The 12,146-nt window shown below is 35.4% G+C and carries 11 protein-coding genes and 1 pseudogene; 1 reads left to right on the forward strand and 11 read right to left on the reverse strand.

Annotated elements, in window-relative coordinates; all coding sequences use genetic code 11:
- Positions 1 to 4: 4 nt before the first annotated feature.
- From JFU50_RS27720 to JFU50_RS27755, 8 genes are all read right to left on the reverse strand, one after another.
- Complete coding sequence (locus tag JFU50_RS27720; protein WP_201181225.1) at positions 5 to 2,311, reverse strand: glycoside hydrolase; 2,307 nt, start codon at positions 2,309 to 2,311, stop codon at positions 5 to 7.
- 36 nt (positions 2,312 to 2,347) lie between these two features.
- Positions 2,348 to 3,649, reverse strand: coding sequence for a sensor histidine kinase (locus JFU50_RS27725; RefSeq protein ID WP_201181226.1), 1,302 nt, complete (start codon positions 3,647 to 3,649; stop codon positions 2,348 to 2,350).
- A gap of 61 nt (positions 3,650 to 3,710) precedes the next feature.
- On the reverse strand, positions 3,711 to 4,358 hold the full coding sequence (locus tag JFU50_RS27730) for a response regulator transcription factor (protein ID WP_201181228.1): 648 nt from the start codon (positions 4,356 to 4,358) through the stop codon (positions 3,711 to 3,713).
- Positions 4,359 to 4,386: 28 nt separating this feature from the next.
- Positions 4,387 to 5,223, reverse strand: a complete 837-nt coding sequence (locus JFU50_RS27735) for a metallophosphoesterase (protein ID WP_201181230.1) — start codon at positions 5,221 to 5,223, stop codon at positions 4,387 to 4,389.
- A 29-nt stretch (positions 5,224 to 5,252) separates the two neighbouring features.
- A complete protein-coding gene (locus JFU50_RS27740) occupies positions 5,253 to 5,417 on the reverse strand; it encodes a hypothetical protein (protein ID WP_201224958.1) in 165 nt (54 codons plus the stop codon).
- Positions 5,414 to 6,427 (reverse strand): DHHW family protein, encoded by a 1,014-nt coding sequence (locus tag JFU50_RS27745; RefSeq protein WP_201224959.1) that lies wholly within the window; start codon positions 6,425 to 6,427, stop codon positions 5,414 to 5,416. The genes JFU50_RS27740 and JFU50_RS27745 overlap by 4 nt, the downstream gene beginning before the upstream one ends.
- A 21-nt stretch (positions 6,428 to 6,448) precedes the next feature.
- Positions 6,449 to 6,760, reverse strand: a complete 312-nt coding sequence (locus tag JFU50_RS27750) for a DHHW family protein (RefSeq protein WP_201224960.1) — start codon at positions 6,758 to 6,760, stop codon at positions 6,449 to 6,451.
- A gap of 12 nt (positions 6,761 to 6,772) precedes the next feature.
- Positions 6,773 to 8,164 (reverse strand): MBOAT family O-acyltransferase, encoded by a 1,392-nt coding sequence (locus JFU50_RS27755; protein WP_201224961.1) that lies wholly within the window; start codon positions 8,162 to 8,164, stop codon positions 6,773 to 6,775.
- Positions 8,165 to 8,389: 225 nt separating this feature from the next.
- Between JFU50_RS27755 and JFU50_RS27760 the strand changes: the two are divergent.
- Positions 8,390 to 9,784 (forward strand): annotated as a pseudogene (locus JFU50_RS27760) (IS4 family transposase); the annotation flags it as partial.
- 1,014 nt (positions 9,785 to 10,798) lie between these two features.
- Here the strand turns inward: JFU50_RS27760 and JFU50_RS27775 are convergent.
- The 3 genes from JFU50_RS27775 to JFU50_RS27785 form a co-directional block, all read right to left on the reverse strand.
- A complete protein-coding gene (locus tag JFU50_RS27775; RefSeq protein ID WP_207198843.1) occupies positions 10,799 to 11,032 on the reverse strand; it encodes a hypothetical protein in 234 nt (77 codons plus the stop codon).
- 518 nt (positions 11,033 to 11,550) lie between these two features.
- Complete coding sequence (locus JFU50_RS31855) at positions 11,551 to 11,775, reverse strand: YqaI family protein (RefSeq protein ID WP_313889159.1); 225 nt, start codon at positions 11,773 to 11,775, stop codon at positions 11,551 to 11,553.
- Positions 11,768 to 11,983, reverse strand: coding sequence for a hypothetical protein (locus tag JFU50_RS27785; RefSeq protein ID WP_056523836.1), 216 nt, complete (start codon positions 11,981 to 11,983; stop codon positions 11,768 to 11,770). Before JFU50_RS27785 ends, JFU50_RS31855 begins: the two co-directional genes overlap by 8 nt.
- Positions 11,984 to 12,146: the final 163 nt, after the last annotated feature.

Raw genomic sequence — 12,146 nt, forward strand, 5'->3', positions numbered from 1 at the left:
ACGCTTACTTTTTCGGTGTATAGATAGTATTACTATTTCCATCAATAATTAACAATGATTTTCCTGGTATTGTCTCACCCTGAAAATTAAACTCATCTTCCGAAAAATTGGCTACTACACTTAATGCTTCACCAAATTCAGTCATTTGAACTAGCCTATCATCTGATATAATTTTAAAACCCGTCATTTCTTCAGTTATTGCTTTTTTGCTAAAATTTGACCATACCTTAGAATGTCTTACTATTGTTTCTTTATGTTTTTCCCACTCATGTTTATCTATATGATATAAAGGAGGTACATTATAAAGTACTTCATACAACATCCTATTTGATATTTCATCTTCTATTTTTAAGGTTCCCCATCCCCACCAATAAGTCGTGATCACTGAATCGTTGTAAACCAACTTATACAATGGGATTGTGTAGTTTGAATCCAAAAATAACTTCTTGTACTTATTCTTTAAAGGTATTTGTTTTGAAAACAATTCTGGAACTCCACCAGTACTCGAATAGTATCTCCCTACATAGTAGTCACTTTCTTTGTTTTTGCTCATATCCTTATCCATCCAAGAAAATGATGGCGTTTCTATTCCATGTGCAAAAGCAACATTTTTGTTAGCAAAATCATTGCCGCCCTCAGTTCCAACTACCATATTCCATTCTTTTTGCAGATACTCCATTCTCTTAATTCTTGCATGAATATCTTCCTCTTCAGTAGTCACATGTTCTGGCGTATAGTCATCATAGATCTCCCCAGTGCCGTCCGTGTCTAAAAACCATGAATTAAATGCTAAACCAGTATTTAAAATTGAAGTTACTCTTTCTTTTACACTAGGCATTGCAAGCGTCGGATTCAACTTTCTACCTTCACCTTGGAATCCTTCAATCTTATTCCCATCTTTTTTGGTTACAGTTGCATTCTCATAAAGTGAAGTATCTTTAAACTTAGCAGTTTCCCACTTCTCTTTACCTGGTTCATGGATTGAATGATACGAATCATAGGTACCAATTAAATAGCCCATATCTTCGGCTTCTGTTACTAGCTCCGGTTTAATAAATCCTTCCTGCCAGTCATCCAAACCAATCCACATTTTTTCTAGCCCTGAATCCTTCATATCCTTTATCACTTCTACAGTATTTGCATCTGCCCACTGCTCTATTGGGTCAACTGCATTTCCAAGTACGCTTTTTAATAATCTCTTATTTAGGTCAATTAATTCAACAGCATTTATATTGTCTATTCCTTTGTTCAATAATTCCTGTGTTTCTTTATCTGCTTCAGTAAAAATTTCTGGATTATAGAATTCTTTTAGCTGAATTAAAGCACTTAAGCCTTTGACAATTCTATTTTTAGTATATTTGTCTACATAGTCTAAGTTATTTAAATCATTAAAGGCCGATGAAAGTTCTGAACCATCCTCAACTTTAGTATTTAGTAACCTCTGAATCCATAATTTCAGTTTTTCAGGGATAGCGTCTCTCAGTATAGCCCATTCTATATTTTCCTCTGAAATCACAGTTCTATTCCAAAAATAAGCATGTGGGGCACCATAAAGCTTTTCAATATTACTATTTTCTCCCGTCTTTTCGCCCAAGGTTTTGAAGTCCCCTTGTTCAACCAAATAATTTTTATAAGTCTTTGCAACATCTACTGGATCTTTTTTCGTTACATATATTCTAAAACCATATTCCTTCTGTTCGTTAATAGCTGGAAATTCATGATTAAAAGTAAACTCAATATCATTTTTTGTCTTAAAATTAATTTCACTATTATAAGGATTTTTAATTATATAGACTAGTGAATACTCACTTTTTTCAACTGCAAAAAACTGCATAGAGAAAGCCTCAATCACCTTCATTTTTTCTTCACTTAAATATTCTTTCCAAATAGAATCATTGCTTGGAATATACTTCCCTTGATTTAACGGGAGCATATATCCATCACCTTTCACTTTCGGCCACGCGAACATGTTATCTCCATCTTTGTTAGATATTATGGATACATCTACATACTCATCTTTTTTTTCAATTTCAACATCAATTTCCTTTTCTAAATAGCTCCAGGTAATAGTATCTCCACTGTCTTCTAAATTTGAAACCTCCATTTTCTCCAGTGGTTCCGATGCTCTTTCAATAGTTCCATTGGACTCTACCTCAAACGCTAAAGTTTCTGGATCCACACTAAAGTTAAAGTCTAAATTATCTATCTGTGAATGGACCTCTTTGCTAGGTATATTTTTGTCCTTCACACAGCCGGTAAGGACACTCGTTGCAATTGTAGCGATTAACATGATTGATAGTATTTTTTTCATGTATTGCACCTCCATAACTAGTGTAATCCCGGTGTGTTACACGAATGTTACAAAAAACACTAATCTATTATTTTTTAATTCAAATCCAAAATCGAAATTATGATGATCCAAGATGGTCTTGATAATCGGTAATCCCAAACCTGTGCCAGAAAGCTCCTTACTTCTTGATTTTTCTAATACATAAAAAGGTCTCCATATACTGTCCAAATCACTTTCTTCCATGTCGCCAACCCCGTTAGCAATTGTCAACTTCACGCCATTAGCCTCTCTAGTTAACGTAATGTCGATTCGCTTATCATTGGAATATTTAATTGCATTCGTAACTAAATTATCGAGAACAACATCTATTCCTTCTTTGTCTGCACTAACAAAATATTCTTCACTCGCATCAAAATGCAAGGAACAATCAATATCATTTTCCTTTAGAATCAACATGTATTTCTCCATAATATCTACCATTCTTTTACCCAAATCAAAATTAGATTTGGTATATGCGCTACTTTCTAATTCTGTCCAAAACAACATCTTTTCAATTAAGACATCCATTTTCTCAATCTGTTCTTCAATTATATCTCTAAATGTTCCGTCATCTAAACCGTCCACTATACCTTGTTCATACACTTTCACTATGGATAGTGGCGTTTTTAACTCATGGGACACATCTGACATTAATTCTTTCAATCGCTTATTTTGACCATTGATTTCATCATGGGCTTTCTCTAATTTTTCACTCATACTATTTATACTTTTTGCAAGATCGCCTACCTCATCATTGGTGTTAATCTCTTCTTTCCTGAATTTCAAATCAGCTATATCCTGAGACAAAACTTTCAAGGATTCTAAAGGTCTTGTAATTTTTTTAGATAGAATGACTACTAAAGAAACAATCAATAGTACTGAAATAGTCATTAGAAATATATTCAATCGATTGATGATTAAAATTGTTTCTTCCATATGTGGTAATGGCAATGCTATGGCAATAATAAAATGATCTATCTTGATAAATTTAGTTAGAACTTTATATTTGCTTACGCCTTGGTCATAGATTTTATTCACACTGTTGTTCTGCAAAGTATGTAACGTACTTTCCGTAATCCAAAATTTGTTTAGCTTTAATTTCTTCCTTTCAAATTCTGATTTTATGTTGTCATTCAGTCGATCCAAATTGCCACCGATTTCTGAATACACTATGGTTACGGCGTGTTCCTCTTCTATGCGTTCCAAGTCGTTCACAAAATTATTTTCAGATACACTACGTATATCGCTCGCTATCTTGTCTAAAATCTTCCTTTGCTCATAGATGTAATATCTGTCTACCAGGAAAATATTTGCTACCATCGAAAATATAAAAGTGCAAATAACAATGGATGACACACCAACTGAAAACTTGCTCCCGATTTTAATCTTCCTTCACCTCCAGACAATAGCCCACACCTCGGTAAGTTTTGATAATATCAGTACCGATTTTAGTTCTTAGTCTCCGGATATGCGTATCGACTGTTCGAAGATCACCATCATAATCCATGCCCCAAACGCTATCAACCAGCCTGTCCCTCGATAAAATAACACCTTTATTTCTACTGAAAAACAGCAACAAATCATATTCAATCTTGGTAAGCTGTAATAATTCTTCGTGCTTGTATGCTTTTTTTTCATGCTCCATTATCCTAATATCTCTTACTTTAATTTCTTCGCTATTATTCATAAGTTTTTTAGCTCTTAATAGTAGTATTTGTGGATCAAATGGCTTCTTAATATATTCATCAGCCCCATTATGTAAGGCCTTTATTTCATCTTCCGTTTGACCTTTCGCTGTTAATATCAGAACTTTAGTCTGGCTATTATCCTTGATATATTTACATACCTCTATACCATCAATTTTCGGCATCATCCAATCCAAAATAGCTAACTCGATCTTGGTCGATTCAAATATATCCAATGCTTCCTGCCCATCATTAGCCGTCAGGACATTGAAGCCTTCCTTTTTGAAATAGGTTGAAAGTATCTTAACCATTTGCGGCTCATCATCTGCGATTAAAACAGCCATTTCTTATTCCTCCTTCGGCATTTAAGTTTTACATAGCTAAGTCAAACACTGATAGCTCCGGAGGGTTCCAAAATCTCACAGCTATCTTCGTCGTGCCGATTCCTCTATTTACATACAGATATGTGTCCGTCGCTAACTGATACATCCCTTTTGTGTATATCTTCGCAAAAGGGGGTGTCACCAGAGGACCAAATAACGGGACAACCACTTGCCCGCCATGACTGTGTCCCGCCAAGGCTAAATCGAAACGATCTGCCTCTATTTCGTCTACAAGATCCGGCTCATGCAGCAGTAACAATTTGGCTTCCTGGCTGTTAACACCCGCAAATGATTTTTCAATATCTGGGTGTCCAAGCATCGCATCATCCAACCCTATAATCGTTACTAACTGTCCACCGTCAAGTTCAATGACACTATTCTGATTTTTAAGTAGCTTAAATCCTGATTTTATCATAATGTCTTCATAAAACCTGACCCCGCCACCTCCGTAATCATGGTTTCCCCAAATAGCATATTTGCCATATCTACTATTTAGTTTACCCAATATGCCACTTATTTCTGACCTTCCCTCGAACTCAGATACTACATCTATGAGATCGCCCGTAAAAGCGATGATGTCAGGTTCAAGCTCGTTTATTCTATCGACCAGTTTCTCTAGCTGGTGTAATGAATAATTAGGACCCAAATGCACATCTGAAAACTGAACAACTCTGATAGATTCCCGACTTTCCGATGACAGCTCTACTTCAAATTCCCTTGTCACCAAACGTTTTGGCTCTATTTTACATGCAGAAACAATGATTCCTATTACGACTATGCTTAGGATGAACAAGCATTTGATAACTCTCCAAATTACTCTTTTCAAAGTCACACTACCTCTCTTATGTATGAAGACTAACTACTACCATACATTCTCAGTGTGACAACAATGTTACAAGCAAAAACTGCCACAACCTTAAAGGCTGTGGCAGTTCGATCTTTTAAGTGTTTGTAATCTACGCATCCGCAATCAAAGACGTACATGGTTTCCTCACTTGGAATAGGCTTCTGCTTTTTCACTGTAATCCTTCAAGTGTTTTCACAATTTTCTCCGTATTAGCAGCAAATATATTATTGATGAATAATACTTCTTTTACCTCTTCTTCATTTACTAATTTCGTTAAACTACTATTGTAATATCTAGAATCCACTACATATATTTCGTCATAATGAGGTATTAAAAATGGCACAAATGCATTTCCATAAGACTCTTTTACAACGACTAGTTTTCTCCCTTTATTACTATCATTATTTTGAATTTTAATCATTGGAAAATCTCCATGTAAAAATATAGAGTAAGCATTTACACCATTTGCATAATCGGCATATAACGTTGAAGGTACTGCTGTATCTTCTTTCCCTTTTTCATAACGAAATACCTTGTAATCAACGGGAATCTTGTAATAATCAATAACATCTTTATTCTCTTTTAGTTTAGTATCTTGAGTTTGTGTAAATAATGTACCTAAAAAATCTTTCTTAGAATATTTTTCGTATTCATCTAATGACTTCGCTTTAAATCCTGCTTCTTTCGCGAATTGTTCGTAAGCGTAATATGCACCTAGTGATGTCCAATGATGATCCGTATTAAAATATAAATACTCATTTTTATGTTTTTCTAATGCTTTATACGCATCGACTGTCTTAATTTCACTATTAAGATTGTCATAAATTTTATCAATAACAGGTTTTTGCGGTTTGGACATATGTTGATACTTTTTCGGTAGCGCAAATTCTACACTTGTTGGAACTACCATATTATATACTTCTACTTGCTCTCCTAGAGCTTGTTTCATACTTGAAATAGTATTGGAATATCGCTTTTCAGTTTCTTCATTTCCGTAAAAAATTTCGACTGCTCGATCGCCGAGTGTAATAATGGTGCCGGATTTTTCAGCAGTGGTATTCTCTGGAACTTCTTGTTTATTATCTTCAACAATGCTCCCCTTACTTTCATTTTCTATGTCTTTAGAAGCACATCCTGCAACTAGTAGGGTCGCAATTGCTGAAACTATCATATATTTTTTCATTGTTTTTAAATGTCCTTTTGTTTATTTCTCTATATTGTATATTTGTATCTCATCTGTTCCTAATCGTATTCCTTTTGCATTACTATAAAGGGAATTCAACTCAATCAGCTGCTCACGAAATGGAAATGCATCATTCACATATACATCTATTTGTTTGGAATAACTTTTATTTAGAAAGTTTTCCGCTGAATAAGTAGGGAAGGATGTTAATTGACGTCTTTCATTTTCAGAAATGTTATCTGTTGGTAATATAATGAATAATGTAAAGCCCACTATTACAATTCCAACCATAATACCGATATGGATTATCTCGAATTTATTACCGGTTTTCATTCATTACTCTCCTTAAAATCTGAAATAAAGAAATGGATTATAGCTTTCACTAATCAGAACAGCTGTACACAGGATTAGAATCATAACATTCCCAGTAATCAAGCAACCTTTATACATAGCACCTTTGAAAACCTTTTTCCCAATGACTTTGATTAGTGGTGTACATAATAAAATAGCAATCACTATCCAGAAAATATTATTAGTGACAATAATATATAACTCAGTACTAGCGAAGCTTTGATTAGCAAAACCAAAGAGAACTTTTAAATAAGAGAAAGCATCATTCATGTTAGTAAAGTAGAAGAAAGTCCATCCTATAATTACAACCACTAGTAAATAGCAGTGTGAAACAATTCTCGGCAGTTTTTCTAAAACTCTTCCTATCATTTTTTTCTCTAAGTAAATTAAAACCCCAAAATATAGTCCCCAAACAACAAAGTTCCAGCTAGTGCCATGCCAAATTCCAGTTAGAAACCATACAATCATCAAATTAAAAAATTCATTCTTTCGGTTTCCACCAAGTGGGATATACACATAGTCTCGAAAGAAACTACCTAAAGATATATGCCAACGTCTCCAAAATTCTGTAGCAGATCGTGAAATATATGGATAGTTAAAATTCTCTTTATATTCGAAGCCAAATATTTTTCCTAACCCTATAGCCATATCTGAGTATCCGGAAAAATCAAAGTAGATTTGCAGCGTAAACATCGCAATACCAAACCATGCTTCTGTTACGGTTAAACTTTCCGAAGAACGATCCATAAACATCGTGGCATAACTACCAGCTGTATTAGCTAGCAATACTTTTTTTCCTAATCCAATTATAAATCGATTCACACCATCACTAATTTGGCTAATATTTGTAGTTCGATGCTCTATTTGTTTGGCAATATCCGCATATCTAACAATCGGTCCCGCCACTAGCTGTGGAAATAATGACACATACAAAAGGAAAGTCGAAAATTTTCTTTGTGCCTGTACTTTTCCTCGATACACATCCACTGTGTAAGAGATTGTTTGGAAGGTATAAAAAGATATACCAATTGGTAATGCAACATCGGGTATTTGGAACGACGTATTAAAAATAAGATTAATATTTCCATAGATGAAAGCACTATATTTAAATGCTATTAGCAAAGAAAGATTTAATATAATGGAAGAAACAACACCGTATTTAGCCCATTTCGTTCCATGAAATCTTTCAATATACAATCCATGACAATAATCAACACAACTACTAATAAGTAATAGGACAATCCATACTGGCTCACCCCAAGCATAAAAACATAATGATGTTATTAACAAAATGATGTTTCTAAAGCTTCTATTTTTCACTGAGTAATACAGTATTATATTGATTGGTAGAAATAAATAAATGAACAAAAGACTTGAAAAAACCATCGTATCCTCCTTTCATTTACATAGTAACAATCCTCTGTGACAGCAATGTTACAAACAAAAAACTGCCACAACCTAAAAGGCTGTGGCAGTTCGATCTTCTAATGTCCAAATATCAATATCCACTTTTTTTGTCTTCTTCTATGCTTTTTCAAATGCATCGAGATAAATAAATGAAAAAACGCTATGCTTATCATAAGAAGTTTACGAGAAAGGATGGTGTTTTTTATGAATCCTATCAACTCCAGTGAACTGACACTTTTCGCACAAGAATTACAACGCTTTCTATCTCCAATAGTCCTACAAGAAACTGCCAAACAAGTTGATTTTGTGCAACGATCTAGTAAGTATCAAGCAAATGAACTCATCGCCCTTTGCGTTTGGCTCAGCCAAGAAGTCGCTAGTACATCGCTTACGCAACTATGTAGTCGGTTAGAGGCTTCGACGGGTGTACTAATGAGCCAAGAGGGACTCAATTAACGCTTTAATCCAGCAGCTGTCGCATTCCTTCGAGAAGTCTTTACTTCACTCCTAACACAAAAACTTTGTGCGACACAATCGCTATCTTCACACATGATTTCATCATTCGAACGTATTCGGATTTTAGATGCGACTGTGTTTCAGCTACCTGATTCTTTCCCACTGACTATCAAGGTTCAGGTGGGAGTAGTAATACGGCAGGCGTGAAAATTCAATTGGAATATGATTTACTAAGTGGTCAATTTCTTAACGTGCAACTTGGACCAGGAAAGAATTGATAAAACATACGGTACCATCTGTCTTGAAACCGTAGGGGCTGGCGATTTATGTTTGCGTGATCTTGGTTACTTCGATTTAGGAGACTTACAAGCCATTCATGATAAAGAGGCTTACTATATCTCGCGGTTGAAGCTGAATACCCGCATTTAAATTAAAAACCCTGAGCCAGAATACTTCAAAAATAGCACGTTAAAAAAGCAAACAGAATACATCCAGCTTGATATGACACAAATGATGTCTGGTCTAACCCCTGGTGACACGATGAAAATACCCGAGGCATACATTGAACAAAATCAGAAGCTTCCAGCACGTGTCATTATCCATCGTTTAACCGACGATCAAACGCAAACACGCCTGAAAAATCAAGCGATACGTGAAAAGAAGAAAGGCATTGTCATGAAAGATAAAAGTAAACGTTTAATGGGCATGAATGTATATATCACGAACACGTCGCTAGAAGAAATACCGACGGACTACGTGCATTCATTGTATTCACTTCGTTGGCAGATTGAAAAACTAGATCAAGAGGTTGCCCAAAGAGTTAGTGTGTATCAAGAAAACATAGAACGACTGGATTCAATACCTGGAATTGCCACTCGAATGGCAGAACAAATTCTAGCTGAAATCGGAACGGACGTTGAAAAACAGTTCGAAAGTGCAGCCAGATTATGTTCATGGGCCGCCCTCGTACCAGGACACAATGAAAGTGCAGGAAAAAGGAAATCAACCAGAGGCAAAAAGGGAAATAAATATTTAAAATCTGCTTTAACTGAAGCTGCTCATTCAGTTGGAGCCTCCAAAAACTATCTTGGCGCTCTATACAGACGGACAGCTGCGCGAAAAGGAAGAAAACGAGCTGGAATTGTCGAAGAAACAAAAGTAACCCCATTTCTTTTAATTGGTTTGATCGCAATAATTCCTTTATTTATTTACTTAACAGAAACATTAATAACTTTGCTATCTGGCATAATACCTGTCATTGATAAAATACCTTCCATTATCGTGTTTATTGGTCTGCTATATCCTTTGTATGCCATATACGAGAGAATTAATGGACTTATTATGTTTAATAAAGGCAATTTACAATTAAAAAAACGACAGTCATAAAAGCGTGGTATTTCACGCTTTTTTTATGAGCTTCCTTATCTACTACGTAGTATGGGTCAAATGCGATATTAAAGAGAAAGGTATTTTCATTCCTCTTCTAACACTCCCTCAGTTTAAGTAGCAACCTTCACAATCTCAATATCAGTCCTCCATTCTCAGCAAGCACAATTCCTTCACGTTGTCACATAAGAATAAGATCTTGTTCTAATTGATTGAGAGCAGCCATGACAGTAATTAAGAACTGACTGTCTGATAAAATTATTGTGGCTCGAAAGTAGCATTTTTTTTATCATCAAATTCATCTGTGTCTACTCCATGAAGATGTAGCTTTCGAAGGAGGCGCAGGTTATGGTGGAGGAGTTTAGCATGTCTCTCTTTAAGTTCTTCATAATCCTGACGATATACGCTGGAACGTGATTTCTCCTTTTCTAGAGAATTTAAGAGGCGTTCTTTTTGATGTTCATTCTTCTGCAGTTGTTGTTCTAAAAGAACAATCTGGCCCTCTAACTTCTTTTGTACCCGAAGTTGACGATTTGTATCGTGTTTACTTTTTGCCGTTCTTTTTCACTTTTGCTCCACGTTCTACCCCATAAAGGGCGCAAATGAGATTTATATAAAACCGTACGACTTAGTCCAGAAATATCCGCGATTTTCTATGCTCTAATTCTAGTATCCTCTAAATCTCTCAAGTACTGAACTTACCATTTGACACCCTCAATACTGTCTTCACGCATCTGCTGCTTTTCAAATAATCCTTCATTAGCCATATTTTCACTCCCATTCAGGTGGTCTAAGCAGGTGGCTGACCTGCTTTTGAAGTTTCTCTTCCTTGGATTTTTCAATACCCTTTTCACATATGTTGATAATTCTCTCTAAATAACTGGCATTGCGTACCGCATTTTCAAAATGAGCTGCTCGATTTGGATCTTTTGATGTTTGATCTATAACATTCTTCCAATGAGTTTGCTCAGCTTTATAGTCGTCATAATACTCAAGTTTTGGCACAAACCAATCACAAGCATAACACTCAATATGTACAGAAGTTCCCTTCGATTGCATTCCGTTATATCACTGCAAATTCCAACCCCTTTCTTTCCATTTGCTTCCCACGTTAAATAGCGCCTTGAACCTTTTGAGAGCTGTTGTGTCGTTCGCTCGTCGAGATTTTAAATTTTCCCACGGAACGCAACTGGGCTTTCATTTGGATACCTCAGCCCTTCAATTTTTTGATGAATTTCTTTGTGCTTTTCCACAAGTTGACGGGTGTAATACTTTGTCATTCCTTCATATTTGTCTTTCTATAAGGAACAAGCCCTATCTCCTACAAAGGAAAGAGGGCTCAAATATTTTTATTAATTTAATTTGCAATTTCTTCGAATGCGCCACTGTCCAATTGCTCCTAGTCTTAGTGTACTAAATAATTCATTTCATAGATTGTAATTAAATCCTTTCTTTTCGATAACTCATGTTGCCTTCCAAAAACAAATAGATTGTCTTTCTGGATTTGATCCAAGAGTTCTTTTTTAATCAGCAGTTTTAAATGAAAAACCATAAACTTCACTAAGGTAACTATCTAGGTTTACTTTCAACACAACTTCACCTGTGGATGGATCCATTACAATTGAATCACCCAATAAAATTCCATGGCCATAATAATCAATGCCTGCATGTTCTGGTTGCGCTTTAAAGCTAAGAAAACCTATCTTTAGAGTCTGAGAAATTTTTGGATGTTTGATTTCTTTAGGCACTTAACTCGCCTCCTTTATACTCGTATTTCACACCAACAACAGGTAAATTAATTTCTGTGATAAGCTCGTCCTTGCGATTAAACAATTTGAATACTCCATCGTGTAAGATAATGTCCTCAACAACTTCTCCACCAAATTCTCTACCAATCGAAATGGTATTAACAACGGCTCCTGAAACTACCTCAAATGATTTAATTTCTCTTTCCACTTTATCCACCCTCCCAATTGTTTTCTCAAATCATCATAAGTATGGATTTTTGAGAAAACTCTATTTTTAGTCTGGTTTTCCAGTGGCACAGTGGCACGTTCGGATGATTTTCAATATAATAAAGCCGGCTTCTTCAGTCATTAACCAAAAGATAACATCACTC

The sequence above is a fragment of the Peribacillus sp. TH14 genome (genome assembly GCF_016651145.1).
Lineage (GTDB): Bacteria > Bacillota > Bacilli > Bacillales > DSM-1321 > Peribacillus > Peribacillus butanolivorans.

Coding starts and splice junctions, on each gene's coding strand:
- JFU50_RS27730 (WP_201181228.1), bottom strand. CDS start 4,358: ATGGCTGTTTTAATCGCAGATGATGAGCCGCAAATGGTTAAGATACTT.
- JFU50_RS27745 (WP_201224959.1), bottom strand. CDS start 6,427: ATGAAAAAATATATGATAGTTTCAGCAATTGCGACCCTACTAGTTGCA.
- JFU50_RS27720 (WP_201181225.1), bottom strand. CDS start 2,311: ATGAAAAAAATACTATCAATCATGTTAATCGCTACAATTGCAACGAGT.
- JFU50_RS27750 (WP_201224960.1), bottom strand. CDS start 6,760: ATGAAAACCGGTAATAAATTCGAGATAATCCATATCGGTATTATGGTT.
- JFU50_RS27755 (WP_201224961.1), bottom strand. CDS start 8,164: ATGGTTTTTTCAAGTCTTTTGTTCATTTATTTATTTCTACCAATCAAT.
- JFU50_RS27725 (WP_201181226.1), bottom strand. CDS start 3,649: ATGGTAGCAAATATTTTCCTGGTAGACAGATATTACATCTATGAGCAA.